Annotated in this window: 26 protein-coding genes and 1 pseudogene; 14 read left to right on the forward strand and 13 right to left on the reverse strand. The window is 51.5% G+C overall.

Annotation, left to right across the window (positions count from 1 at the left end; genetic code table 11):
• The first annotated feature begins 222 nt into the window (after positions 1–222).
• Together KDD30_RS23065 and KDD30_RS23070 are read left to right on the forward strand one after the other, a co-directional pair.
• On the forward strand, positions 223–516 hold the full coding sequence (locus KDD30_RS23065) for a hypothetical protein (protein ID WP_211650900.1): 294 nt from the start codon (positions 223–225) through the stop codon (positions 514–516).
• A gap of 209 nt (positions 517–725) precedes the next feature.
• On the forward strand, positions 726–1,760 hold the full coding sequence (locus KDD30_RS23070; RefSeq protein WP_211650901.1) for an endonuclease/exonuclease/phosphatase family protein: 1,035 nt from the start codon (positions 726–728) through the stop codon (positions 1,758–1,760).
• 151 nt (positions 1,761–1,911) lie between these two features.
• On the opposite strand, the gene KDD30_RS23075 is transcribed toward KDD30_RS23070, so the two are convergent.
• A complete protein-coding gene (locus KDD30_RS23075; protein WP_211650902.1) occupies positions 1,912–2,316 on the reverse strand; it encodes a hypothetical protein in 405 nt (134 codons plus the stop codon).
• Positions 2,317–2,418: 102 nt separating this feature from the next.
• The gene (locus KDD30_RS23080) at positions 2,419–3,543 is read right to left on the reverse strand and encodes an ISAs1 family transposase (protein ID WP_211650903.1); all 1,125 of its coding nucleotides are present in this window, start codon (positions 3,541–3,543) and stop codon (positions 2,419–2,421) included.
• Positions 3,544–3,570: 27 nt separating this feature from the next.
• On the opposite strand from KDD30_RS23080, the gene KDD30_RS23085 reads away from it, so the two are divergent.
• The 3 genes and pseudogenes from KDD30_RS23085 (at position 3,571) to KDD30_RS23095 (ending at position 4,767) form a co-directional block, all read left to right on the forward strand.
• The gene (locus KDD30_RS23085; RefSeq protein WP_211651969.1) at positions 3,571–3,825 is read left to right on the forward strand and encodes a hypothetical protein; all 255 of its coding nucleotides are present in this window, start codon (positions 3,571–3,573) and stop codon (positions 3,823–3,825) included.
• Complete coding sequence (locus tag KDD30_RS24945; protein ID WP_211650904.1) at positions 3,737–3,955, forward strand: alpha/beta fold hydrolase; 219 nt, start codon at positions 3,737–3,739, stop codon at positions 3,953–3,955. Before KDD30_RS23085 ends, KDD30_RS24945 begins: the two co-directional genes overlap by 89 nt.
• Positions 3,956–4,129: 174 nt before the next feature.
• A pseudogene (locus KDD30_RS23095) lies at positions 4,130–4,767 on the forward strand (lytic polysaccharide monooxygenase auxiliary activity family 9 protein).
• Between the two features lie 88 nt (positions 4,768–4,855).
• Here the strand turns inward: KDD30_RS23095 and KDD30_RS23100 are convergent.
• The 3 genes from KDD30_RS23100 to KDD30_RS23110 form a co-directional block, all read right to left on the reverse strand.
• Entirely contained in the window at positions 4,856–6,028 is a 1,173-nt protein-coding gene (locus KDD30_RS23100; RefSeq protein WP_211650905.1) for a BamA/TamA family outer membrane protein, read from the reverse strand.
• Between the two features lie 74 nt (positions 6,029–6,102).
• Positions 6,103–6,543, reverse strand: a complete 441-nt coding sequence (locus KDD30_RS23105; RefSeq protein ID WP_211650906.1) for an N-acetyltransferase — start codon at positions 6,541–6,543, stop codon at positions 6,103–6,105.
• Positions 6,544–6,546: 3 nt separating this feature from the next.
• Positions 6,547–7,125: an adenylate kinase gene (locus tag KDD30_RS23110; RefSeq protein WP_211651949.1), complete on the reverse strand. Its 579-nt coding sequence runs from the start codon at positions 7,123–7,125 to the stop codon at positions 6,547–6,549.
• A gap of 444 nt (positions 7,126–7,569) precedes the next feature.
• On the opposite strand from KDD30_RS23110, the gene KDD30_RS23115 reads away from it, so the two are divergent.
• From KDD30_RS23115 to KDD30_RS23125, 3 genes are read left to right on the forward strand one after another with little or no spacing between them, the layout of a single operon-like run.
• Positions 7,570–8,583, forward strand: a complete 1,014-nt coding sequence (locus KDD30_RS23115; RefSeq protein ID WP_211650907.1) for a thiamine pyrophosphate-binding protein — start codon at positions 7,570–7,572, stop codon at positions 8,581–8,583.
• Complete coding sequence (locus KDD30_RS23120) at positions 8,481–9,518, forward strand: thiamine pyrophosphate-dependent enzyme (RefSeq protein ID WP_211650908.1); 1,038 nt, start codon at positions 8,481–8,483, stop codon at positions 9,516–9,518. Before KDD30_RS23115 ends, KDD30_RS23120 begins: the two co-directional genes overlap by 103 nt.
• Before the next feature lie 29 nt (positions 9,519–9,547).
• On the forward strand, positions 9,548–11,173 hold the full coding sequence (locus tag KDD30_RS23125; protein ID WP_211650909.1) for an FAD-dependent oxidoreductase: 1,626 nt from the start codon (positions 9,548–9,550) through the stop codon (positions 11,171–11,173).
• Positions 11,174–11,223: 50 nt separating this feature from the next.
• Here KDD30_RS23125 and def read toward each other — a convergent pair whose 3' ends face one another.
• From def to KDD30_RS23145, 4 genes are all read right to left on the reverse strand, one after another.
• Positions 11,224–11,736, reverse strand: coding sequence for a peptide deformylase (def, locus tag KDD30_RS23130; protein WP_211650910.1), 513 nt, complete (start codon positions 11,734–11,736; stop codon positions 11,224–11,226).
• A gap of 1,400 nt (positions 11,737–13,136) precedes the next feature.
• The gene (locus tag KDD30_RS23135) at positions 13,137–13,484 is read right to left on the reverse strand and encodes a GNAT family N-acetyltransferase (protein ID WP_371826110.1); all 348 of its coding nucleotides are present in this window, start codon (positions 13,482–13,484) and stop codon (positions 13,137–13,139) included.
• A 143-nt stretch (positions 13,485–13,627) separates the two neighbouring features.
• Positions 13,628–14,647: a S66 peptidase family protein gene (locus KDD30_RS23140; RefSeq protein WP_211650911.1), complete on the reverse strand. Its 1,020-nt coding sequence runs from the start codon at positions 14,645–14,647 to the stop codon at positions 13,628–13,630.
• Between the two features lie 108 nt (positions 14,648–14,755).
• Positions 14,756–15,454 (reverse strand): YafY family protein, encoded by a 699-nt coding sequence (locus KDD30_RS23145; protein ID WP_211650912.1) that lies wholly within the window; start codon positions 15,452–15,454, stop codon positions 14,756–14,758.
• 99 nt (positions 15,455–15,553) lie between these two features.
• On the opposite strand from KDD30_RS23145, the gene KDD30_RS23150 reads away from it, so the two are divergent.
• Positions 15,554–15,922: a VOC family protein gene (locus KDD30_RS23150; RefSeq protein WP_211650913.1), complete on the forward strand. Its 369-nt coding sequence runs from the start codon at positions 15,554–15,556 to the stop codon at positions 15,920–15,922.
• Positions 15,923–16,018: 96 nt separating this feature from the next.
• Here the strand turns inward: KDD30_RS23150 and KDD30_RS23155 are convergent, their stop codons facing one another.
• The 4 genes from KDD30_RS23155 to KDD30_RS23170 form a co-directional block, all read right to left on the reverse strand.
• Positions 16,019–17,401: an ATP-binding protein gene (locus KDD30_RS23155; protein WP_211650914.1), complete on the reverse strand. Its 1,383-nt coding sequence runs from the start codon at positions 17,399–17,401 to the stop codon at positions 16,019–16,021.
• 162 nt (positions 17,402–17,563) lie between these two features.
• Positions 17,564–17,935 (reverse strand): hypothetical protein, encoded by a 372-nt coding sequence (locus KDD30_RS23160; protein ID WP_211650915.1) that lies wholly within the window; start codon positions 17,933–17,935, stop codon positions 17,564–17,566.
• Between the two features lie 126 nt (positions 17,936–18,061).
• A complete protein-coding gene (locus tag KDD30_RS23165; RefSeq protein ID WP_211650916.1) occupies positions 18,062–18,736 on the reverse strand; it encodes a hypothetical protein in 675 nt (224 codons plus the stop codon).
• Between the two features lie 38 nt (positions 18,737–18,774).
• Positions 18,775–19,071, reverse strand: coding sequence for a DUF4157 domain-containing protein (locus KDD30_RS23170; protein WP_249199379.1), 297 nt, complete (start codon positions 19,069–19,071; stop codon positions 18,775–18,777).
• Between the two features lie 241 nt (positions 19,072–19,312).
• Here KDD30_RS23170 and KDD30_RS23175 point away from each other — a divergent pair, with 241 nt between their 5' ends.
• From KDD30_RS23175 to KDD30_RS23195, 5 genes are all read left to right on the forward strand, one after another.
• A complete protein-coding gene (locus KDD30_RS23175) occupies positions 19,313–20,401 on the forward strand; it encodes a hypothetical protein (RefSeq protein WP_211650918.1) in 1,089 nt (362 codons plus the stop codon).
• A gap of 11 nt (positions 20,402–20,412) precedes the next feature.
• On the forward strand, positions 20,413–21,066 hold the full coding sequence (locus KDD30_RS23180) for a hypothetical protein (protein ID WP_211650919.1): 654 nt from the start codon (positions 20,413–20,415) through the stop codon (positions 21,064–21,066).
• Complete coding sequence (locus tag KDD30_RS23185) at positions 21,063–21,386, forward strand: hypothetical protein (protein WP_211650920.1); 324 nt, start codon at positions 21,063–21,065, stop codon at positions 21,384–21,386. Before KDD30_RS23180 ends, KDD30_RS23185 begins: the two co-directional genes overlap by 4 nt.
• Positions 21,387–21,577: 191 nt before the next feature.
• Positions 21,578–24,082, forward strand: a complete 2,505-nt coding sequence (locus tag KDD30_RS23190; RefSeq protein WP_211650921.1) for a hypothetical protein — start codon at positions 21,578–21,580, stop codon at positions 24,080–24,082.
• Positions 24,075–24,725, forward strand: coding sequence for a tail fiber protein (locus tag KDD30_RS23195; protein ID WP_211650922.1), 651 nt, complete (start codon positions 24,075–24,077; stop codon positions 24,723–24,725). Before KDD30_RS23190 ends, KDD30_RS23195 begins: the two co-directional genes overlap by 8 nt.
• Positions 24,726–24,896: the final 171 nt, after the last annotated feature.

Consider the following 24,896-nt stretch of genomic DNA (forward strand, 5'->3'; position numbering starts at 1 on the left):
TTCAACACGCCGTCCATACTGAATCCATCCTGTGCCGACCGTTGTCTGCGGTCGGTGCGGTCTCAACCTGTGATGGAGAAGTCATATGAATATTCAGGTTCGCTTGATACCGGTTATCTCATCCGCCATGAGTCTGTTGTTACTTCTGGGTTCATTCACCGCTTCTGCAAACGACATTCGCACCGAGCGGGTTCAGTTCAAAAAGGGGCCAGTAGTGCCACCGTGGAAGGAAGTATCAAAGGCTATCAGATTGTTGACTATGTGCTGAACGCCAAAGAAGGCCAGCAGATGAATGTCAGCATGGCCACCCAAAATACATCCGCCTATTTCAACATCCTCGCACCGGGAGAGAATGAAGCGGCGATGTTTATCGGCTCCGTCAATGGCAATCAATATGAAGGTCAGCTCTCGGCCAGTGGCGATTATAAAGTCCGGGTCTACATGATGCGTGCAGCCGCCCGCCGGGATGAAGTCGCAGATTATCGCCTTGAAATGAACATCACCCCCGGCAATTAAACCGCAAATCCCGTGATTCCCTTCGGTCAGTTCACTGAGGCAGATCTGACAGGTCTGCCTCAGGTTTTCATCGATTCTATGGTCCGGGCCCACAAGTCTGCCCAACTTTTTTGGCACTGTCGGATCCGCCTTCTACGATGAATCGAATCCACTTGCAGTTCGTGGCACATCACCCGTTCATTTTTCACCTATTGCAGAGGGCTACAGGGATGAAATTCGCAACGTTTAACCTTTATCAGTTTCTGGAACCGGGAAACTGGTGGTACGAGAAAACGGCTCAAAATACTTATTCTCAGGCACTTTGGGATCAGAAAACCGGTTGGATCCAAGACACATTGCGTGCAATCGATGCCGATGTCGTTGGATTTCAGGAAGTGTTCAGTAAAAACGCTTTGCAGGCGCTGTGCAACGCGGCAGGTTTCGAGCACTTTGCTGTCGTGGGTCGTGCCGGGCAGGACGAGCAGGATCCGCAAGTCTTCACCCGGCCAGTCGTCGCGCTGGCTTCCAAGCATCCGATTGTATCCCTGTCTGAAGTGGGCGTTTCCGGAGAAGTTGCGGCAAACCTGCCCCTGGCCAATGGCTTTGCATTCAGCCGGACACCCATCAAAGCGGTGTTGAATACGCCAGAATTTGGCCTGATTCAGGTATACGTCACCCACCTGAAAAGTAAACGACCTTTATATCAAACCCGGTATTCGCCAGCAGACGCTCTGGAAGATAAAGTTTTTGAGGAAGTGCTGGGGCAAGCTCAAGGGAAAATCGCGGCACTGTTACAACGTGGCGCCGAAGCCGCGTTGCTGGCCGCTGATGTCGCCAAAGACCAGCGCTATTCAAAAATTCCTTCCGTGGTTCTGGGCGACATGAACTGCGACTATACCAGCGTTGAATATGACGCCCTCAGTCCATCAAACTACATGCCGGACATCCCGAAAGCCGATGGCAGTGAAGAGGACAGACATGCAGTCAAAGCTTATGCCAATCAGCTTTGGCTGGACAGTAGCTATCTCCGGGCCGAGCAAAAAGACAACGCCCCGACGTACTACTATCACGGTAAGGGCAGCTCGCTGGATTATATTTTCTTAACGGAAAGTTTCCTGAACGCTGGCGGCCGGGTCGCCCGGCATCAGGTCTGGGATGACCACCTGCTCGACCGTGACACCAGTAAACCTCACGGGAATCAGGCCAAAAAGAAAGTCTCCAGTGATCACGCCATTGTCAGTGTAGAAATCATTGCTGGTGCATGATTCATGGCTCTCGGCAAGTAAATGCTGTTTCAGTTCTGACAGGTAAAATCTTCGCTGAGTCTTTCACCCTCCGTGGGAAAACGGGACAGCAATCGGACGACGCTGCGATTGCCTCGTACCCGTTTTCCTGGAACTAAAATGAGCGACACAACTAATCACCATCCTGATTCATCTGGATCAGTTTCGCAAACTGGCTGAGTGCTTTCTTTCCTTCAGCATTCGCATAAGGCATCGCTGCTTCAGGTGTCAGGAAAAACTCCCGTTCACAGCCATCGCCGATGGCTCTTTCCCAGAACTGAAGTCCATTCTGTTTCAGTGAAATCTGATAGTAGCCCGGATCTAAATCATCGCAACCCGGAAAGTTGATGTCTTCAGCGGCTTCCTGTGACGCAATATCTTCTGGTGTTTCTGCCATTTCCTGCTCAAACTTGTCTCGCATGATTTGAGGCAACGGGTTTGAGTAGGGAGTATCATATTTATCTTGTTTTTGCGGTAGGGTGATAAACCAAGTCCAGGGATTCACGGCTTCACCCGTCGCCAGCGAAAAGTAACGCATGAGCATTCCATGAACAACGCAAGGCTAGCATTAATCGATCTGATCACCAGACCCGTGACACAAAACGAAGTCATCGTGAATGCAGGGCGAGAGCACGTATGCTCAGTTTTTATCCAAACCTTGGATTCCCGCCAATATTACTTGCTCCAAATAGGTAATATTCATGGCAGCTATTTTTTGCTTGCGCCTGATGCTCGCCTTTTTGCTTGTTTCTAATTGAAGCATGTTAAGCGCCATGTGACGCACACCAGCCAGGAGTTCGGCGGCATTGCCACGATAGATTTGGCAAGCATCTTCCTTCATCGTGACATCAAGCACCCAGTGCAACCGATTTTCGATTTCCCAGTGACCTCGGACTGCATCGGCAAAACGTTCGGGGGTGAACACCGCAGAGCTAATGTAGTAGCGGTACTCCAGCGATTCTTTCCCTGCTGAGTCAATACGATAGCCAATAGCAACACCGACGCTTTGAAGCCCTTTCCAATCAGGGAAATCTGTCGTCAACTCCTGCGCTGGCATGACGTGGTATTCGCGCGCTTCAATACGCCCATGTCCGCGCTCGATGTCACACGCTGGGCTTTTTTCGAGCAATGGCGCCAACGCTTTTTGTACTGCTTTAGCCAGGCTTTTTTGGTTGCCTTTGACTGCTAATAGGTAATCGCCACCTTGCTCAACTATCTGCTTGGCGATATCGGTTTGACAGCCCATCGCATCGATAGAGACAAGACAACCTTTGATATCTAACAGCTTGAGCAGCTCAGGGATGGCGGTGATTTCATTGGACTTATCTTGGGTTTTAACTTGTCCCATGACAACGCCGTTGGCTGTCGCAAAAGCACTGACCATGTGGAGCGTTGATTGCCGATCTTCTCGGTTATAGGAGCTGCGTAACACCTTGCCGTCAATAGCAATAAGCTCGCCATTCGAATGGACGTTGGCTGCCTGCATCCATTTTAAAAAGCAGTCTTGAAACTGGTCAGGCTCAATGGAAGAAACAACCCTGGCAATCGTGTCATGGACAGGGATGCCCTGGCGAAAAAGTCCTTTGTCCTGTAGCCAATTGAGGTGAGCTTCGCCAAAGTCTTCGATATCTTCCCAGCCCTCCATACCAGCAATGGTGGCGCATACGGTCAGAAACAAAATGTCGAACAGTGGGTACGATATTTTTGCTGACTGCCGTGGGTCTTGAATCACTGAAAAGAATTGAGAAAAAGCATCGATATGCATCAGGAACTCCCGTAAAAAGGGGAGTATATGATCACAGCCAGCCTTGATCGTCAAACTGATCTATTTTGTTCAAAAAACGTTCGTGATCTTGCCCTGATCGTGAATGACATCAACACAGCCTATCTCACTGCAGGTGAAGGTATGCCTGTGATCTTATTACATGGCGCAGGGGCAGGGGTGCTGCGGTTCGCCGATGCCGGCAGAAACGTTAAGCCAGATTCAGCATCAGACGCTGATTCTTTGGGGGGAACACGATCGACTGTTCGACATCAGGCACGGTGAGCAAGCGGCAGCGATCATGCCGAACGCGATCCTGAAGCGCATCCCGCAAGCGGGACACCTATCAATGATGGATCAGCCTGAGATCTTTCATGAGGCACTCCGCTCCTTTCTGGAATCAACCCCCAATTGAGCAAACCAACCTCATTCCCCATCATCCAGTCAAGGCTACAGACAGAAAGACAGAAAACTTTCGAGCTATTTCATAGTTTCTATACAACCATATGCACACTTATGAATAATATCTTTTTTACCGTCTATAACTGAATGACTTCCACAACCATCAACAACAAGAGGCATTTCAGTCATGACAAAAAAATCTCCAAATGTTGGCCAGATTTCCCCGAAACATGGCCGCGTCATCAATCCACCCTCTCGCGGTTTTCACGCAGTGGAACAAGGCTGGTGGGGTATCCAGGAATGGCATATCAATGAGCTGGAAGGTGGGAAAAACTTCCCTGATTTGTCAGGTGGCCCTGCACACTATGAACCCACGGACTCGCCAAGCGATCACCCCCCGCGGATGGCCTCATCTGTAGTGGTGGTCGTCTGGATGAGCGCCAGAAACTGAACTTAACTGATAGTGAACTCATTGCCGAAGGCAAGTCAGCCTGGCCTAAAATTCGTGTACCAACAAATAAAATTATCGACATAGAGTGGGTTTATACCATGGCGCATAAAACCCGTGGATATATTGCGTTCATTACCAAAGATGGCTGGAATCCAGACTTACCGATTTCCCGTGCCCAGCTTGAAATAAAACCCTTCTACGAAAATATCTATCCAGAAGTACCTTACTGGGAATATGATCTGCCCGCCCAAACGAAGCATCAAATTGCATTGCCGCACCTGAAACAAGGCCATCACGTCGTAGTGCTGCTTTGGTTGGTCGCCGATACGGGGAATGCTTTTTACCAGACGTTTGATTTTGACTTTGGCAATTAATTTCTGAGCAATCATCGCGGCCAACATCTCAAGGAGATGAAGAATCATCTCCTTGCTCACCCCAGATGCTTAAACGGATTGATTCAATTCAAAACCCCGATCCCACATTAAAATAGAAGGCGTTTTCTTCGTCACTGAAAGCGAAATCGATCCCCGTACGCAGGCCGTAACGGCGGGCGATAAGATACCGGAAACCAGTACCGTAGGCTGTTTCACTCTGCTCATACAAATCGTGACTTTCTCCGGCTGCAGAGCCGACGCCGATAAAGCCCGATACCGTCCACCGGGTATCAATGTGCCACATCAGCTGAGTCTGTAAGGCGCTGACATAATTATCCTGATAGCGGTAAGCCGAAATTCCCCGCAACTGAACGTAAGGTTTCACTAAAGGCGGCAGGCTTTGATCGTCCGTCTGGATCGACTGGTAATCCCCGGCAAAGGCCAGTGTGAGTGGTTTGGAAAGCGGAAAGAAGATCTGGCCATCCAAAGCAAACGTATCGTAGTTGTAGTTACTTCCAATCCCATCCCGGAAAAACAGATACTCTGCAGAAACCTGATAGCCGTTGGCCGGGAAAAAGATATTATCGCGGGTGTCATACTCCGCAATCACCCCCAGACCTGACGAGGTTGTACTGTTGCCCAGAATACGCTCAAAAAGCTGATCAACCGTTGGGTTCGAAGCGCTGACTTCCGTGCGCGTCCAGAACTGTGACATCCCTAAGAGTAACGGGGTATCCTGCACGCGAAACTGGAGCTTCTGAATGACGCCTGCGCCTTGCGTCTGTGTTTCAAACCCCAAGGCCTGACTGGCGGGCAGACGCCCCCCAAAGTCATTGAAAATATCCATGACGATATCGCCGTAGCCAACACCGCCCAGATACCGGATATGATCTTGATTCCAGGTTCTCCGATGGCCCAAAGCCCCAAACCAGGTGCCGTTGGCTGTCGCAGCGCCCCCCACCACGGTGATCGCCGGTGGGATCAACCTGGCACCGCCATCCAGTGAGTTCAGGGCCAGCTTTCGCCGGGCTTCTTTTTCAGCATCAGATTCATGAAGAAAAACACCGAAAATTCCTCCGCCTCCGCCCAACGCAGGTTCCGTAATAATGATGGGAACAGGCAGAAAACCATAGGCATTTTCTGCAAGATATTCCCCCATATCGAACATATGATCGACCGGGTCGATCATCGAAACCGCATACGAGGACGGCGCGAACCCGGCACACAGTCCGGCCAGTGCAAGCAAAGCTGGTTTTTGCATCCTTTCATTCCCTGAACAGCGACACGTAACAGCTTCAAACCATGGATGAATTGGGTTGATTTTTCAACAGAAACTCATCCGCAAGCGGGTGAGCTCGAGTATCCCATGACCCACTCGGCTTCGCCTATATGCTCATCTGTGCTTTCAGACGTGATCTGAAATCCCTGTGATAGATAAAAGCGATAGCTGTTTTCGTTCCGCTGATAAACATTCAGCGTCAGTGAAGCGCGCTGTACTTTTGCATGGGCCATCAAAGCTTTGCCCAGCCCCTGCCCTTGCGCATCCGGCGCCACGAAAATAGCAGCAAGCATGGTCTCGTATAACGCGTAAAAACCTTTGACTTGATCATTGTGTTCATACACATAGACCTCGGATGCCGGAATATACATCGTTCGCATATTCTCTACCTGAGATTGCCAGTATTCTGCCGCAATAAAATCATGCGCTTTCAAAGATGCGGCCAGCCAGATATTCAGTACGGATTCCATATCTGCGGATTTAAATTTTCTGATCATTGTTTATCGTCCTGATTGTTCTGAGGCAGGTGAAATTGTCGCTGCCTGAATTTTCTGTTGCTGAAGGATAAACTCTTTGGCCTCTGCCGGGCTGCGTAATTGTATAAATTTCAAATGTGCATAGGCGGGATCCGCCATAATTTTCAGATATCGTTCCCGGTTAGAATGATAGGTTTTGATTGTCCACCAGACCACTGAATTACGACTCAAGAAAGTATTTCGAAATTTTTCTGTATTCCCGGTGCCTGGCCATAATTCTTCCTGACTGAGGCAACGTTTGATGGCACGCCGAATAGCCTGAACAAGTGTTCGCAGAAAGGAGTAATCAATCCAGATGAGCGTATCAGCCTCCCGCCATTTTATGGGCACTGTCCTGTGGTAGTTGCCGTCCAATACCCATGCTGGGGGAGTTATTGCTGTTTCTAAGGCTGCAAAAAACTCATCGTCCGTTGATTCCCCCCAATTCCGCTTCCAGAACAAAGCATCCATTTCAATATGCGGAACACCGAAAGCCGCTGCCAGATTCCTGCTGAATGTTGATTTACCACTGCCACTGGTTCCGATGACATTTATCCGTCGCATCGTCATTACCTTTTGTGATGTAGATTTAATTTTAATGCCAGACCGAATCAATTTTATTTATTTTTTCTAATCTGAAATCCCAGCGTCATTGAGAATCTTTCTGTCAGCGTGTGCCTCTTTTATTTAACTGTCTCTCAATATAAAACTTTGAAAAGGTTCGGGAGTATACAGAGAGCAGCATTGAAATCAAGTGAAAGCGATAAAACATTCCAATGAAAAACAGAGGTTTAATTCTATTTTCATCCATTTCCTGCTTGGTATCACATAAGCCTAATTCACTGAATCCGGTATTGCGATTGAATGCATTACTTTGCTTTTCAAACGCTGGAAATCAAATTTGTACGCCCAGATTCACTGAACTAGGTTCGATAGGCCAGAAGCACATTTAACATTTAGTTAACTTCATTGGGAGGTCGTTGTCCCCGATTTCAAAAAGGAAACCTCATGTCAGACCTACCGCCACGTATCATGCGTGATTATCTCTACGATGCACTCAATCAATTGAATATTCGTCAAATCTTTGGCGTTCCCGGCACCAACGAAATTCCGATTATCGACGGCACTGCTTACCCTGAAAACAATGTGGAATATGTGGAATGTTTACATGAAAACATTGCCATGGGTGCTGCCATGGGTGCAGCACGAATGACAGGGGAGCCCGGTGTGCTGGTGGTACATATCACACCCGGGATTGCCCATGGCATTGGTAACTTATTTAATGCGTATCGCTCTCATACCCCGCTGGTGATTTTGTGTTGCCAGCAACAAAATGAGCTGGTCACTCAGGAACCATTGCTGTCTTCAAATATTGCCGAACTTGCCAAACAGTATTGTAAGTGGTCCCACGAACTGCGAACCCCTTATGAATTTCCCATGGTGTTACAACGGGCGTTCAAAGAAGCCAAAGCACCAGCTTGCGGCCCGGTCTTTATCTCTATTCCCTGGGAATTCATGATGGTCAACCCACTGCCCAATCAGCCTGAAAAGCTGCCGGGCATTACCCGGATTCCAACCAATTTTTGTGGGGATGTCGACGAAATTCAGCGATTGGCCAAACGATTCTCTGAAGCTAAAAATCCAATCATCATCGCCGGTGACGGCGTCGGGTACGACAACGCTGCCGAACAGCTGGGGATTCTGGCACAAACTGTCGGCGCACCGGTGTCACTGCAAACGTTCAGCAGTCTGGCGAATTTCCCCAACGATGATATTCACTGGCAGGGCGAGTTGCCCGGCAATCAGGCCATGCTGCAGGCACTGTTTCAAACCCACGACGTCGCTTTTCTGGTTGGCTGGAGCAATCAGGCGCAGGTCACGGTATTCAATTATGCCGATGGCCCGCTGATCCCCCTTCAGTGGATATTCTTTATCTGTCGAATAACACCTGGGATATCGGGAAAAACTACTACGGCAGTCATGCTGTGTTGGGTGGCATCCGGGCCAGTCTGGAAAAACTGAACGAGGTCATGGCCGGTTTACCCGTCACACCGGAACAGCAGCAGGCCAGAGATGAGCGGAATCAATTGTTAAGCCAACTGAGCCAGCAACGTCGTCAGGACTGGGACGCTTATTTGCATCAGGCGGAACAGGCCCCGGCCGATGGCATCAACCCGGCACTAATCCCGCACTATCTAGCGCAGGCCATTACAGAACAGGGACTCGCCAACCAGTTTGTTTATGTTCATGAAGCCGTCTCCGACAGCCCGAGCTTCCAGTATCTGATGCCGCTGAACCGGGAGATGAGCCGCCCTGTCAGTTATTACTGTGTGTCCGGGGGGTCGCTCGGGTGGTCAATGCCCGCCTCGCTGGGGATCAAAAAACAGCAAACCGCCATTCAGGGCGTGACCCCTAAGTTAGTGATCAATGCCGTGGGGGATGGTTCATCACTCTTTTATCCTCAGGTCTGGTGGACTGCAGCCAAATTTCAGCTGGCCGTGCTCTACATCATTACCAACAACCGGGAATACCATACGCTGCAAAACGGTCTGGAGGAAGTCATAGACTCGTACGACTGGGAGCCAAAGAAAAAGCCGGTTGAGCCGAATCCCACCGACAATGCTGATTATCACAATTACGAAGTGGACTATCTGTCGCTACAGCATCCGGCGCTGAACTTCAAGCAAATCGCCGATGCGATGGGCGCTGGCGTGCAGGGTCAGGTCGTCGAACAAACCGAAGATCTGAACGCGGCCCTGAAAGCTGCGATCGCCTTTGTGCTGACGGAGAACAAACCATTTGTGCTGGATATCCGCACCGCAAGAGATCCGGCAGCCGTTCAGTCCAGTGCAAACATGAAGGCATCCACAAGCCCGCTGCGCCGCCCGTCTTTAAATTATTTCCACAAGGACCTGCTGGATGAAATCAATCCGAATCATTTCAGCACCTTGTCTTAAATCATCAACGAATCACAAGGAAGCGACCCATGAGTGAACATTATGATGTTGCCATTATCGGCGCAGGCGTCTCCGGCGTGTACAGCGCTTGGAAACTGAAGAAGAATTTTCCCGGCAAGCGCATTGCCGTTTTTGAGGGCAGTGATCGCGTCGGCGGCCGTTTATTATCCGTCAAAGCCCCGGATGTGAGCAATATGGTGGCAGAGCTGGGCGGGATGCGGATTCTGGATGCCCAGCGTCAACCCCTGATTCACGCGCTGCTGAATGAAATCAATCAGTTTCATTCACTGGCAGATCCCATTGAGTTTTACCCGTTCCCGGTCGATACCCCGGTCAACATCGCCTTCCTTCGGGATGTCCGGCTTAGACTCAAGGATTACCAGAATAACCCGCACGCTATCCCATATAACACCAGCCCGGACGCCTTCGCCAAAACACCCGGAGCCGTCATCATTGAAGCCTTGGATATCATTGTTCCCGGAATCACCAATCCGGATCTGACCGAGAAACAGCGTCGTGAAATGACAATGAATGCTGATTTCAACGGTAAGAAACTTTATGAGCAAGGTTTCTGGAATGTCCTGCAGGTCGTCATGACAAGCGAGAATTACCATTATTGTTTAGATGCCGGTGGCTATAATTCCACGATGTCGAACTGGAATGCCGCGGATGCCATTCCCTGGTTCCTGACTGATTTTGGTGACAATGTGGAATATTTTGGTTTTAAACAAGGCTTCCAATCAGTCCCGCTGACATTGGCAGAAGAATTTCAGACGATTGGGGGCGAGCTCCTGATGGGGCACAAACTCAGCAGCTTTGAACAGGTGAATGGTGTCTTTAGCCTGAATTTCACAACAGAGCTGGATATCACGACTTTTGACGAGATTCAGTGTACAGCAACGCATATCGTGCTTGCGATGCCTCGACGTTCACTGGATTTACTGGAACCCAGCTGCCCGGTGCTGCAGCAGCCCGCGGTGAAAGCGCTGACTGGCAGCGTCACACCCAGACCGCTGTTTAAACTGTTCACAACTTACCAGTCGCCCTGGTGGGTCGAACAATCCGGGATTGAGTCCGGGCGTAGTGTGACCGACATGCCAGTACGTCAGACCTATTACTGGCCCACCAATCAGGGACAACCGGCACTCGACGGCCCGGCGATTCTGATGGCCAGTTATGATGATGGTGTCAACGTCGGTTTCTGGGACGGCTACCGACAAAAACGTGGTCTGGCCTGGAAGCAACAACTCGAAGTTTTACCCTTCACTGAAAAACGGGCATTTACGGGCCGACTGCTGAAACAGCAAAGCGTCGATCCACAGTGGGCAGAACATGAGGCGCCCGCCGCCATGGTGACCGAGGTGACCCGTCAGATTGACCAGATGCATGACGTACGACCCAATGAAAGTGCTCAAACACAGCCGTTACAGGCCGCTTTCCGCGACTGGGGTGATGACCCGTACGGCGGCGGCTGGAACAGCTGGAACATTGGTGTCCAGAGCGATGACGTGGCGAACCAAATCGTACAGCCGCTGCCACAAACGCATCTGTATATCTGTGGTGAAGCGTATTCCCATAGTCAGGGCTGGGTCGAAGGTGCGCTGCAAACCGCAGACCTGATGCTGGTGAAACTGGAATCTCAGCTCGGCGCATAACACTCCATGACGGGCTTTGAGCGCAAGGCCCGTCATGTTTTGTACTCGGTTCAGGCGGTTCGCGCCATCGCCTTCACCGCTTTCTTCACTTTCTTCATGGCCATCTGGCGCTTCAGCGGCGACAGGTAGTCAATGAACAGATTCCCGCTCAAGTGATCAATCTCATGCTGCATGACAATCGCCAGAAAATCATCGCGCTCGATGGTGATCGGATTCCCGTGCCGATCCTGGGCTGAAACAACCACGGACCGGTACCGCTCAACATCCGCGTAATAATCCGGCACCGACAGACATCCTTCCTGCCCCATCACCTTGTCTGCTCCGCGAGTCACGACAGGATTGACCAGAATCAGGGGTTCGTCCCGTGTTTCAGAGATGTCGATAACGACCACAGCTTCTTCCCGGCCCACTTGCGTTGCAGCAAGACCAATCCCATTGCTGGTGGCATAAAGCGTCTCCAGCATGTCATCAATCAATGTCTGTACAGATTCGACATCTGTTACAGGGACAGACTGCTCCTTCAGGCGCGGATCCGGGGCCGTAAGTATGGTTAAAATCGCCATAAGGGTAAAATTTTCCTCTGTTGAATCAAATTGATAAAAATAATTGAAGGGGAATAAATATTCCTGCTCGCAGCAAACTCGATCAATCCCTCCCCTTGCCAAGGGGAGGGAAAACGCAAGACTCACAGCAAACGCGATCAGTCCCTCCCCCTTTTCAAGGGGAGGCTAGGAGGGGGTTATCAAACACCAGCGCCAGTTCCGAATCCGTGCGCGCTGTTCGAACCCCACCCTAACCCTCCCCTTGCCAAGGGGAGGGAAAACGCAAGACTGACAACAAACGCGATCAGTCCCTCCCCCTTTTCAAGGGTAGGTTAGGCGGAGGTTACCATGCACCACCGCCAAATCCGCGCACGCTTGTCGAACCCCACCTTGGCCCTCCCCTTGCCAAGGGGAGGGAAAACGCAAGACTCACAACAAACGCGATCTGTCCCTCCCCCTTTTCAAGGGGAAGGGGAGGCGGGGGTTACTGTGCACACAGGCCAAATTCGTGCGCGCTGTTCGAACCCCACCCTGACCCTCCCCTTGCCAAGGGGAGGGAATCATTAGTGATCGCAGCATGCTCGATCTGTCCCTCCCCCTTTCAAGGGGGAGGTGAGGCGGGGGTTACTGTGCACACAGGCCAAATCCGTGCACGCTTGTCGAACCCCACCCTGGCCCTCCCCTTGCCAAGGGGAGGGAAAACGCAAGACTTACAACAAACGCGATCAGTCCCCCCTTTTCAAGGGGGAGGTGAGGCGGGGGTTACCATGCACCACCGCCAAATCCGTGCACGCTTGTCGAACCCCACCCTGCCCCTCCCCTTGCCAAGGGGAGGGAAAACGCAAGACTGACAACAAACGCGATCAGTCCCTCCCCCTTTTCAAGGGGAGGTGAGGCGGGGGTTACCATGCACCACCGCCAAATCCGCGCGCGCTGTTCGAACCCCACCCTGGCCCTCCCCTTGCCAAGGGGAGGGAAAACGCAAGACTCACAGCAAACGCGATCAGTCCCTCCCCCTTTTCAAGGGGGAGGTGAGGCGGGGTTACTGTGCACACAGGCCAAATTCGTGCGCGCTGTTCGAACCCCACCCTGACCCTCCACTTGCCAAGGGGAGGGAAAACGCAAGACTTACAACAAACTCGATCAGTCCCTCCCCCTTTTCAAGGGGGAGGTGAGGCGGGGTTACTGTGCACACAGGCCAAATTCGTGCGCGCTGTTCGAACCCCACCCTGACCCTCCCCTTGCCAAGGGGAGGGAAAACGCAAGACTTACAGCAAACGCGATCAGTCCCTCCCCCTTTTCAAGGGGGAGGTGAGGCGGGGGTTACTTGTGCACACAGGCCAAATTCGTGCGCGCTGTTCGAACCCCACCCTGACCCTCCCCTTGCCAAGGGGAGGGAAAAGTCATTGTTCGCAGAAAACTCAAAGCGTTGAAAGCAAAGATTTTTCCATCGGGATGCAGGCCAGCTGCAAACCGCCCGGCGATTCATACACCGAAATCTCATCACCCTCAAAGCCGCAATGCCGATAAAACGCCGCTGCATTCAAGGTTGAATTCAGCTTCATCGCTGGCAAACCCGCCTCGCGCGCAAGGTGTTCAAGATGACTCAGCATGGCCTGTGCCACGCCCTGTCCCATGAACTCAGGCACCACAAAAATAGCATCGACCATCCCGTCGTCCACATTGATCATGCCGCTGGCAATCACACGTTGTTCTGATTCAGCGACAAAAAATGCCCGTTCTACGTCGGCGATAAATCGTGCCGACATCTCCCCTTGTGTCCAGAGCGCCAACTGCGCTTCAGGATAATCAGCCGCACATTTGGCCCAGATTGCCCGCTGACGTCATTCAAAAATGGACCTTGCATCCGCGACAACCGCCTTTCTGATCAAAAACGACATCTATATTCCTTTCATTCAATCGATTCACGCAACCAAGCCCCATTCAGACGGATACTTTCCCGGTCAAAATCGACTTCAACCTCGGCACCAAGCGGCACCGTTAACATAGGGTGTGTATGGCAACTGTCAAAACCGGCCAGAATCGGGAGCGACTGCCCATTCAGGATTTCCTGTAAGACATCAAGCGGTGTTCTGCCTGTCCCTTTATCATCGAACAGCTCATGTTTCCCCAAGATGATGGCCGATACAGTATCGAATACACCACACAGTTTCAGGTGCGCAAAGGCGCGCTCGACCGTCTCGATCCCCTTCAGACTGTCTTCAATCAGCAGAATATCGCCGGGCTGAAGGTCAGGCATATACGGGCTGCCCCAGATCCCAGCCATGGTGTTGAGATTCCCGCCAATCAAACGTCCCTTGGTGACCCCTTCGCCCAAAAACGCCCACCGATTCGGACGGCAAACTTTCGGATCAGACTGTGTTTCCCAGTCCAGCATTTGCTCTGTCCAGACCGGTGGCATCTGATATTGATAGACCGATTTACCCGTCTGACACAGCACTTCAAAAAAAGAATCATAAGTTTGCTCCACCAAAGGCGGCAATTCACCAAAAGAAGCCACCAGCGCAGGTCCGTAAAAAGTGATCAATCCGGTTTGGGCATAAATCCCCATCAGCAATGCGGTGACATCTGAATAGCCGATGATGATTTTCGGATCCCGCTTCAGGGCTTCGTAATCAAGATAAGGCAGCAGCGCATTGCTGTTATTGCCCCCAATCGTCGAAATCACACACCGTACTTCGGGATCGCGAATCAGGGTGTTCAGCTCTTCTGCCCGAGCCTGAACAGAGCCAGAGCGATAGTGATCCGAATGCCCGGTCAGACTGCCAGCTTGCAGGCGAAACCCTTTTGACGCCAGAAATTGCTTCGCTCGTTCATACCGCTGCGGCGCAAACACGGTGGCGGGTGAAGACGGCGAGAAAAAGCCAATTTTATCCCCCGGCTTTAAAGGTGGCGGGAATAGGGTTTCCATGCAGTGATATCTGTCCTTGCTTGATATCGCCAATCACACCGATCAGCGATCCTATTTTTCTTTGTTCAGTGCACCATTGAGCCATGTTGTTTCATTGCGCGTCATTCGTTACATCTTTCTTTCAGAGCGCTTGGTGGGAACCAATTGCTGGGCCTGCCATTCCCGAAACAGATCATGACGCCGCCGCAGATAACGCTGATCCAGCAGCATCGCCTGGCGAATTCTGTCGGTCCGAAAATGGCGAAAATCCTGCCGGGATTCACACCAGGCCGCCAGAATCCTGCCATCCTGAAAATACCCGATTGCAAACGGCCAGATCACCCGGTTGGTCGGCTGACCGCTTTGGTCCTGATACGCAATCGCCAACTGGCGCTCCAGCTGAATGGCCTTGCGCAGCAAAGATAAATCTTCGTCTCGCGTTTTCACTGGCGGTCCGACCCGCAAAGGCACTTCATTGGCACCCGGCATCACATCCGGAGGCAATACAGCGGTCACTTTTGCCAAAGCTTCCTGAGCCGCGACCGCTAAGGGCTGATCGGCAAAAGTGGAGACCCACCGCATCCCCAGCATCAGTGCTGCCACTTCCTGCTCTTTCAACATCAATGGCGGCAGAAAAAAACCGGGTTTCAGGACATAGCCAATGCCGGGCTCTCCTTCAATCTGCGCCCCCTGCGCCTGCAACGTGGCAATGTCTCGATACAGTGTTCGGATACTGACATTCAGCGCCTCCGACAGAAACTGACCGCTCACAGGATGCCGATGCTGACGGAGAATTTGCAGAAGCTGAAGTAAACGTTCGGTTCGCATATGCACTCAGATTAAAGCCCTAACATACTGCCATTTTCTGACAGTGTCACGGGTTAATCTAAGCTCATTCCTAACCCACGTATAAAAGAAAGGAAAGTTATGTTGACACCTAACCTGTTGTTATTTTATGTGAAAAGTCCTGAAACCAGTGCCCAGTTTTATCAGACACTCTTTGACCGCGAACCTTCAGCTGTTCTGCCGACTTACGCAGCATTCGATTTTGAGAATGGACTCAGCCTGGGACTCTGGTCTGAAGAAGCCAGAAACTTTGTATCCGGAGGAAACGGACACCGCAGTGAGCTCTCGCTGATGGTGCCGGAAGACGATGAAGTGATCCGATTATATGAACAGTGGCAGCAACGCAATGTCACCATTGAACAGCCCTTGCATGAAGCGGTCTTTGGCCTCACCTTTGTGGCCCTGGACCCCGACGGCCACCGGATTCGGGTATGTACACCGGACGATTGATGCCACAAAGCACTGAAAATCATGGTCACTCCGGTGGCCATGGATTGTTTTCCACAACCCGTTGTTCGAGACAGAGCAGACATCTGAAGCAACCCTTCACGGATGCGATTGAAAAAACGCATGCTTGCCTGCAAAACGCTGCGCCTGAAAGGTGGTAACCTGGCGGATCCCGGTCTGCAGTTCATCCAGCCTGACGGCAGATGCAGAACGGCTCATGGCTTTTAAAGCGGCATAACGCACCACATTCACAATCTCTGCGCCACTCAACGGATACTGGCTGGCCAGTTCGCTTAAATCGACATCCGCCCCGCGCTTTGTTGCTGGGAGTGCGTGTTCCCATAATGTCAGACGTACAGACGCATCTGGCAGTGGGAAGTGCACCGTCGTTTCGAAACGGCGGAAAAAGGCACTGTCCAGATTCTCCTGCAGATTGGTGGCCAGAATAATGATCCCAGTGAACGACTCAATCCGCTGAAGCAGATACGCTACATTCTGATTTGCAAACTGATCGTTCGCCCCCGCAGTTTGTACCCGTTGGCCAAACAGGGCATCCGCTTCATCGAAAAACAGAATCCAGCCCTGCTGCTCTGCTTGCTGAAACAGTTGCGATAAGTTTTTTTCTGTCTCCCCGATATACTTAGACACCACCGCAGAAAGATCGACCCGGTAAACGGGCCGTTCATGCTTTTTACCCAGAAGCGCCGCCGTCATCGATTTACCGGTTCCGGGCGGACCGTAAAACAGCGCCCGAAATCCTGACCTGATTTTTCCGGCCAACTGCCATTCGGATTCAAGCGCTTGCCCGAAACAAAGCCAGAGTTCAATTTCATCCAGAGCGCCCAAGACCGCCGACGGCAATACCAGTGCTTCCCACGCCAGCGGAGTGGTGAGTAAACTGGCATACCGCACGGGTTCCTTCTGTGGCAGGGGGGCATCCGAACAGAGACACGCTGCGACCACGTCCTCCTTCAGCCGGAGTTTTTGCCACAGGCGAGACCCGCCTTCTTCTGAACTTTCCACCACAAACAGCGGCAATAAATCGGTTTGAAACTGTCCCGACAGCACCTGCAATGCCAACCGCCGGCTCTGTATTGGATCGTCCCCCAGCAAAAAAGCGAGCGTTTGACCCGTCGGCCACAAGGTGCCTTGAAATTCGGCAAATCCCAGTTCACTGAATGGCTGCTGTTTCTCTTCATAAGATTGCAGTAGATGTTCCAGCATCTGAGGCAGCACAATGGGCACCAAACCCAGACAGATCAACAAACGGGACTGCACCGAAAATTGGCAGGATCGGATAAAATCCGCGTAAGGCCCTGAATAAAGTGAAAGATCCGGCGCGGATAAACTCAAATGAGTCGGCTCGCCATCCAGACGCGCCTGAAACAGTGCCTGACACCAGGCGAGTTCAGCGCGCAACCCCTCATCCTGCGGGTGAGACCGGGATTGGGAGATCGGGAATTGCTGCAGTGATGTCATCATATCTTTGCCTGTACCCTGGCCAGAAAAATTGAAGTCCTGAAAAAGAAAGCCAGCGCCATTCCCCCGTTGTTCACAACGTCAGGATCTGGCTTTACTTTTTCAGCACTCCGGTTCAAGACGCCTGAGATAAAAACAATCAAAAGTCATCCAGTCCGTCGGAGATTATTTTTTGATGCCATAGGTGATGAAATCGATATTGATTGCCTCTGCATCTCTGGGAATGGTCCCGTTGTTTTTCAAAATGGCGATCACTTGACTGGTGTAATCGACTCTGTATTTGGGATGGCTTTTGGTGGTTACAATCACGGTGCCACCTTTACTGTCTTCCCGAAAATCAAAAGCGATATTTTCTGGATTGTTTCCCAGTCGATAAGTCCCCTCTGCAGACTTCAGACAGACATCAGTTCTCTGGCGCTGAGCAACCCCTGGCACCTGTTGACTTTGATTCAAGCCTACCCGCCCCAAATTTATCCACGGATTGGGTCGGTTTCCTGTATTCAATACCTGAGTGCCCGCCATTTTTGCAGGCTTCATTTCACTCGCAGACTTGAACCCTGAAGTCCGTTCGGTCCGATTCATTGTTGCAAACATAGTCACTTCTCCTTTCACTCATCATGAATGATTCAAACAAAATCTTGACTGTATAATCTCAATTTTCGATTAAACAAAAATAGGCGAACGTTCATTTCCCCCAGGCTGTAACCCGCCAGTAAATCTTTTTCTCTCTTCATGCATTCCCGGCATTCCCAGTACTGCTTCTAGTCTTGCGACGCCATCATGTAAAGAATTCGCGATATTTGGGTTATATGGCATATCAAAATATTTCCCGCCACCATCCCCGGTCGAATGATCGGCGATGAATAAATTCCCGCCATACATGGCAATACCATGAATTAATCGTTCAACCGCATTGTTATAGTCATACAGGCTATGACCGACTTGGTTCAAACTTGGCGTTCCTAAGGCTTGCGCAATTTGATTTATCTTCAGCAAAGCCATATTCCGGTTTTGCTCATTTTTCATGATTGATATCAGGCGGTCCCGAATCCAGTTATATGGCATACAATGTTTCAGTGTTTGATTGCTTGCATTTCTCTCTATATTTCCATCAGGAATGGGCGAACTTGGAACATTAGAGCCACGATCAATTTGTACATCAATGATTTGGGATTGTGATTCATAAAAATGATCATTCACAGTTTGTGTGGCAGCTAAACACTGCGCAACACCTTGATTTGAGTTTCGATATCCTTTCAAAAGTGACTTTAGGGTTTGATTTGCCTTTTTAGACGATTTCGTCTCATAAACATACATTTTGTTTTCCTCCTGATTCATTCAGATACCCATACCATGCGATGCTAAAATGACATCACTCACGCGCTCGGGCCACCATAACCCGCGCGTACAGCCTGTTCGCCAAGCCAGGTCGCATGGGCTTCCAGGGCCGGGTCATCATTCACAGCCACACCATTCACCTGCATGGTAGGCTGAACCATTCCCTTCGCTTGCTGAATAATATGTCCCAATTCATGAGGCAGGTGATGTTCCTGCCCCGGGGCCAGATAAATATTCCAGCCCTGAGCATAAGCATGGGCTTGTAACTGACTGGGTTTATCCGAGTGATAAAACACACGGACTTGTTCCAGATTGATGCCGGTTATTTTTTCCATCCCGCGCCTAAGTCGCGCGGGTAATGGGTAAACGTAGCCCGACGTCCTTTTTTGGGAATCAAATTTTCCTGGAATCGATTGGGAGAACATTGCCACTGCTTCCTTCATTGATTGTCGGCACTGAATTGAATGTAGTTTTCTCTGGTTGTAAAAACCCGGACATTCGGCGGTATTATTCAGCCGGAATTATCAATGCATTCACCTTCCTGACTTTCACTTAAAAATAACGGGATTCCCCCGAATGTTTCGCCCGGATCAGTTTTATGCTGAAAAGACACCCGCCACTTCAGAAAGGAATATCCAATGTCTGCAACCGAACATCTTCAATCTCAGCAAGCGGATCCATCCGAAACCCAACATCCGGCACATCCTGAAATACCTCAGACAGCGCCGGGAACAGCACCACAACCGCCATTGCAGCGCGCAGAAGTTGACACGGCTCCCCCCCTCCGGAAGTGCCCTCACCAAAGTTCGAACCCGTTTATGTGGCCGGGAAATTACAGGTCGAATTTCCAAACAAGGGCTGGAAAAAGAATGTGAAGCGGCCGCTCAGGAAATATCAGCCAAAGAAAATCGCAACGTCGCCCCCTATCAATACGGCACGATTTTTGGCTATATCGACAAGCAACCGGGCTCGGAACAGCGCACCAAGCCCTACCGTTATCTGGCAGAAAATGTGAACTGGATTCTGACTGTGGATGAACAGGAAGCCTATATCATTCAACCGCACAGTATTGTCGAACTGAATGAATTTATTAGCTATCTGCGCAAACTTGAGCAAGAGCAGGCCGATCAATCCACAGAATTACTCTGTGTCATCGTTGGCGTGCAAGAGGCATCGAGATCTGTAGATGCGGGAGAAGAAATCTGGCTGCCTGTGGTCCAGTGCAACCATATTTTTGATTTTGACCCGAATCCTGCCGTCATTTTGCGAAAACTGGGCCAGAGCGGAGAGAACACCACCACTACAGCCATCGCGAATCTGCTGAATTTGCTTCGAGTCCGCCAGAATCTCGGCGCCAGTGATTTTGAACGGGCACAGAACTTTCTGGCCTTCCGCTATCCGGATATTTATGAAACCCGGACCTCCGGAATGCTGGTGTCTGGCGAAGGCAACCACAACGTTCAAAAAGATACCGAAGCATTTCTGCTCAGTATTGAAACACAATACTCACCCAGCGCAGCGGAAACCACCCTTGTGGATGTGATCTTCAACTATCAGCGCACCATCAGTGGCAGACAATTCAGTTACTTTGCATCCGTCGATGTATCCAGCCTGTATCCCTTTCTGCAATCACCCCTGAGTGATTACATTCCCACGCATGGTTGAGGAGACATTCTATGCTGAGCACCCACTTCACTCCCTTGCCAAGCATCGCTGCGAATGCTTTTCCCATGCCGGTCCAGCGCACCACTGGAGATCTCCCATTCACGGTCGAAGCATTAGCGACTGATGTTTATGCCGTTGGCAAACTGATGGCCCAATGGCCCGACAAAAGTATTGAACGGGAATTTCGTTGCGCTTATGCCGTGATTGAACAGTACGGCAGCAGCGGAGACATGCAAGCGTACCGCACCCAGTTTGCTCCCTTCTGGCCCGATTGTCTGCCCAAACAGCCTGCGCCCATGTCGGTACAACAGGCGCAGGCCAAGGCCCTGCACATCATCAATACGGTGCTGGCTTCCCGCTATTACCGCTATCTGGCCAAAATGCTGGAATGGCAGTTGCAGGATATCTACGGCAATCCGATGTACCGTTTAGTGCCCAGTGAATACAACATGCAGATGCTGATCGACACCCTGGCCCGCAGTGAACAAAATAAGGACAGCGAGCGAGACACAGTCAATACATTGATTGTGGGCCCATTGCTCCCGGATTCGGGGATCTCAGCCTGTTACGCATCAACAAATTTCATGACGTCAACGCCCGTGCCATGGCGCGCCAGGGTTCCGGGCGACCGAACTCCGGCGCTGATGACGGCTTGGTTCAGATGATTGAATCCTACCTGCTGCTGGCCCGATGTACCGGTATGACGGATGAAGCCAGAGCCCTGAATTATCTGCTTTGCTATGGTGAAACCTTCTACCGGAAACTGTACCGGCAACGCAGCCAGAGCTACAGTCAGCTGATTCACCTGATCAGTATTGATGCCAACATCCAGTATGTGGGCGAAAGGATACTGGTCAGTGTGATCTTTCACTATCAGGACAGCAAAACCAGTGCTGTGGAGTCCTGGGCGTCCACGATTGATGTCACGGACGAATTTCCATTCACGGTGAATCCGTTCGAACCTTATGTGGCCGTGTTCTCCTGATGTCACCCCGTTGTCCCGGCCGTTCAGGTGATCGCCTCATCACCTGGACGATGCCGGATTTCACGACATCTTGCCCCTGAGTTGCCCCCACTTTCATCATACCGCCTGTAAACCGCCGCGGTTTGAACGATTCTTCCGGCTCAGATTCCCGCACGATAAACACTCTGTACCTGATTAGAGTGAGTCACGTTATGAGCAATCCATCGGAACTTGGCCATCTGCTCAGCAGACAGGTCACCACATCCTACCAACAACTGTTTCCCTATCTGAACATCGCCCCCGTGCCCGCAGTCAGCCCTTTCTACCTCGATAATTCTTTCTTTACGGTGCCGTCCATTGTGACCGCCACTCAGGACTATCAAACGCTGGCGAGCCTGAAAACACAGGGCGAGCGCATCGCGATGGAGCAATGGGCGGCCAGCTATATTTCAGACACCCCTTTCACGCCGCCATCAGAGGTGGCACAGCCTGTGACTGACAGCACAACCCAAGCGGCATCTTACATCAGCCATCCGCGCGAGTTGCCGCCGCTGTTTCGTCTGATTGCCGAATCGCAGATCGATGCGCATGCATCCCCGTCTGATATCCAGAGCTTCATCGAATCCAACCCGGCGTTGATGACGCAACTCGATCAGGCCAGTATTTCCGTCTGGTTCAGCGTGATCGCACTGAACATTCAGACCGACTATGAGCTCGCCTGGCTTGATTTTTTAATCGCCCTCTTACGAAAAACCCATGTGATCCAGCGAGCGGCACAACAACTTCAGAAACACGAGGAAATCAGCGATGACCTGCTTGAATTATGGTGGCAAGCCAGCCTGAATCTGCCCGTCGCCATTTTTCCGCTGCCTCCCGTCAACCAGCCCACCGACACCCCGTCCTCCAGTGCCCGATACTATGCGTTGGGCACGCTGCATATGCTCCAGTACAAACTGTCGGGCTACAGCTTGGGTGAACTCCAGAAAGTCGAAACCGTCCTGCAAGGGGAAACCCGGGAGCGGCGTTCCCGGCAGAGACGCTTTGACAGGACCCAGAATCAGCAGCAAACGAATTCCCGGCAGGATCAGGGAACAACACAACAGCGATGGGATAAAGAACTCAGCAACTATGTGGCACAGGTTCTGGCAGAAAGAACCCAGACCACCAGCTTTCAGGATTATCAGACCAATTATTCCGGCGCGGCTCCCAACGCAACCACCACGGGCGGCTGGACCATTGTCGAAAGCCCTACGGGTGACGAAGCAAGCAACCAGCAGCAATTCATCAGAAAAGTGTTAGAAGAAGCGCAGGCAAAAGCGAGTCAGGCTGTCGATGAAATGCGGCAGAATCGCGGAGAGCAGGAGCTGGAACAGACTGAAATCAACCGATTTCAAAATCATTCTGACAGCGCAGTAAACGGGTTTTACTACTGGCTGAACAAAAAATATGAAGTGGTCGCTTCGGACAGCCAGAAACGACTGCTCATTGAAATTGACTGTCCGATGCTGGCCAGCGACATCGATATCCTTGCCGAGTTACAGACCTTACTGAATTTTCAGAAACCCCAAACGCTCGCTCAGTTGGGAATTTCGTCTTATACCGACATCAGCGACAATCTCAGCGAGCCCAGCAGCTATCTCAACCTGGCTGCGCAATATCAGATCCCGGAGGTGCCGCCGCCGCCCGTATCGCCATATGCAGTTTCGGCCAGCCTGAAGAGCACGCAAGCTGTGTCTTCGCTCAATCTTGCGCTACCGCCGGGCTATCTCCTGCAGCGTGTGTCCGTCTCTCTTCAGTCGGCAGTGGCTCAGTCTTATGCGATCACAGTCGCGGATCAGAGCCAGCAAATCACGCCGGACACCACACAGCCTGTCACCTTCGACTTCTCTGCCGCGCAAGGGAGCGCTCCAACCACTTCCGACACTCAGTCCACAACACCCGCGCCTAGCAGCGAATTCAACGTTGCTGTCATCGCGATTCCCCCGCAGCCACAGGACGCGTCCACCCCCTCAGAGAACCTGAGTTATACCGTGAGCGTGGTGGCGACGCTGGTTTGTACGGAAGCGCATTTCAGCCAATGGCAATACGACGTTTATCAATTACTCAACCGCGGCTACCACACGCAATTTTCGGACTATCTGAGCCAGCTCAGCGAGATCCAGCACTGGCTCGACAAGCACTGCACCCCCAAAACGTTTGCCCTGTTGAAGCTGTATCTGATCCGACAAGGCATGCAGGCGTTATATCTGCAGGCGATGTCCCATGTCCAGTCTGATCCCAGTTACCCGCAAGAGAAACTGCCCTTCTATCAGTATGCGGAAGAGGCGTTAGACTGGGATCATCTCAATCTCAGAATCATCACCACGCGGGCGGACGATCAGTCCCGAATGATGTCTCAGCTCCTGTCGAATTTAGATCTGCACCTGTATCTTCAGAACATGCTGGTTGCGGACCGGGTGAAATTACTCTTGCCGGTCAAAGTCGATTATGTGCTGCGGTTTCTCTACTTTCTCGACACGGGCAAAATCTGGCATGGAGAGGAGACTCTGACGCCCATCAATGCACCATCGCTAGCGATTGTCAGTGATTATAAGAAGCTGCTCCGGATGCCTGACGAGCGTCAGCAAACCGAGACCTGGACGATGACACTGCCAACCGCAATGGCCGTGCTTTCTGATGATGATTTACGGGATATCGGAGGTCATCTCGATGAATAAAATGCCGCAATCGATTCAGACCAGTGCCTCAGCACAACCCACTCCGCTCCGTGGCCTGATTGCGCCCGAGCCCCCCACGCATCCTTCACCGGGACAACTGACAACCCTGGGCATGCCGGTCGGCTCAGTGATTGCCTTTGCCGGTGAAATCAGCCAGCAGCCCGGTCCGCATCGGACAAATCTGATGATGTTTGACTGGCTGCTGTGCGATGGCGCTTTGGTGAACATCGCGCAGTACCCGGAATTATTCGGCGCTTTAGGCGTCCGCTATGGCGGGAACGAATCGCAGGGGCAATTTCAGTTGCCGGATTACCAGGGCACGTTCTTACGCGGGGTCGACAGCCAGAACAAACAGCCTGGCAGCACAGAAAACCGGACCGCACCAGCAGGAGGAAACGCCAGCGAGGTCGGCTCCACGCAGGATTACGCCATGCGCGAACACCAGCACAATTATCAGTTCCGGCAAACAGGCACGGCGACGCCAACCGATCCGCCGACCGCCTTTACACTGAGCGCCACCACGCTGGCAAAACAAACCACAGATCACCCTGATGTGGCTGCCGTCAACGTCAGTTCGAATGAAACCCGCCCCGTGAACACCTTTGTCTATTGGCTGATCAAAGCCAGGCCAGACCGACATTAACCCAGCGCGCCCTGTGCCAGCAGGGCGTTTCCTCAACCGGCAACACTCAATTTCGTCATTTCCTCGCAGGCGGGAACGACACAGGTTTGGCATGAGTGGTAGAAAACGGAATCGTGACTCAAACTTCATATAATTCATACAATTACCGTCATTCCCGCGCAGGCGGGAATC

It is taken from the genome of Photobacterium sp. GJ3 (assembly GCF_018199995.1).
Classification (GTDB): Bacteria; Pseudomonadota; Gammaproteobacteria; order Enterobacterales; family Vibrionaceae; genus Photobacterium.

Bases quoted from the DNA above. Each gene is read 5' to 3' on its own strand.
- KDD30_RS23070 (WP_211650901.1), top strand. From the start codon at position 726: ATGAAATTCGCAACGTTTAACCTTTATCAGTTTCTGGAACCGGGAAAC.
- KDD30_RS23075 (WP_211650902.1), bottom strand. From the start codon at position 2,316: ATGCGTTACTTTTCGCTGGCGACGGGTGAAGCCGTGAATCCCTGGACT.
- KDD30_RS23080 (WP_211650903.1), bottom strand. From the start codon at position 3,543: ATGCATATCGATGCTTTTTCTCAATTCTTTTCAGTGATTCAAGACCCA.
- KDD30_RS23085 (WP_211651969.1), top strand. From the start codon at position 3,571: ATGATCACAGCCAGCCTTGATCGTCAAACTGATCTATTTTGTTCAAAA.
- KDD30_RS24945 (WP_211650904.1), top strand. From the start codon at position 3,737: ATGCCGGCAGAAACGTTAAGCCAGATTCAGCATCAGACGCTGATTCTT.
- KDD30_RS23100 (WP_211650905.1), bottom strand. From the start codon at position 6,028: ATGCAAAAACCAGCTTTGCTTGCACTGGCCGGACTGTGTGCCGGGTTC.
- KDD30_RS23105 (WP_211650906.1), bottom strand. From the start codon at position 6,543: ATGATCAGAAAATTTAAATCCGCAGATATGGAATCCGTACTGAATATC.
- KDD30_RS23110 (WP_211651949.1), bottom strand. From the start codon at position 7,125: ATGCGACGGATAAATGTCATCGGAACCAGTGGCAGTGGTAAATCAACA.
- KDD30_RS23115 (WP_211650907.1), top strand. From the start codon at position 7,570: ATGTCAGACCTACCGCCACGTATCATGCGTGATTATCTCTACGATGCA.
- KDD30_RS23125 (WP_211650909.1), top strand. From the start codon at position 9,548: ATGAGTGAACATTATGATGTTGCCATTATCGGCGCAGGCGTCTCCGGC.
- def (WP_211650910.1), bottom strand. From the start codon at position 11,736: ATGGCGATTTTAACCATACTTACGGCCCCGGATCCGCGCCTGAAGGAG.
- KDD30_RS23135 (WP_371826110.1), bottom strand. From the start codon at position 13,484: ATGTCGGCACGATTTATCGCCGACGTAGAACGGGCATTTTTTGTCGCT.
- KDD30_RS23140 (WP_211650911.1), bottom strand. From the start codon at position 14,647: ATGGAAACCCTATTCCCGCCACCTTTAAAGCCGGGGGATAAAATTGGC.
- KDD30_RS23145 (WP_211650912.1), bottom strand. From the start codon at position 15,454: ATGCGAACCGAACGTTTACTTCAGCTTCTGCAAATTCTCCGTCAGCAT.
- KDD30_RS23150 (WP_211650913.1), top strand. From the start codon at position 15,554: ATGTTGACACCTAACCTGTTGTTATTTTATGTGAAAAGTCCTGAAACC.
- KDD30_RS23155 (WP_211650914.1), bottom strand. From the start codon at position 17,401: ATGATGACATCACTGCAGCAATTCCCGATCTCCCAATCCCGGTCTCAC.
- KDD30_RS23160 (WP_211650915.1), bottom strand. From the start codon at position 17,935: ATGAAGCCTGCAAAAATGGCGGGCACTCAGGTATTGAATACAGGAAAC.
- KDD30_RS23165 (WP_211650916.1), bottom strand. From the start codon at position 18,736: ATGAATCAGGAGGAAAACAAAATGTATGTTTATGAGACGAAATCGTCT.
- KDD30_RS23170 (WP_249199379.1), bottom strand. From the start codon at position 19,071: ATGGAAAAAATAACCGGCATCAATCTGGAACAAGTCCGTGTGTTTTAT.
- KDD30_RS23175 (WP_211650918.1), top strand. From the start codon at position 19,313: ATGTTTCGCCCGGATCAGTTTTATGCTGAAAAGACACCCGCCACTTCA.
- KDD30_RS23180 (WP_211650919.1), top strand. From the start codon at position 20,413: ATGCTGAGCACCCACTTCACTCCCTTGCCAAGCATCGCTGCGAATGCT.
- KDD30_RS23185 (WP_211650920.1), top strand. From the start codon at position 21,063: ATGATTGAATCCTACCTGCTGCTGGCCCGATGTACCGGTATGACGGAT.
- KDD30_RS23190 (WP_211650921.1), top strand. From the start codon at position 21,578: ATGAGCAATCCATCGGAACTTGGCCATCTGCTCAGCAGACAGGTCACC.
- KDD30_RS23195 (WP_211650922.1), top strand. From the start codon at position 24,075: ATGAATAAAATGCCGCAATCGATTCAGACCAGTGCCTCAGCACAACCC.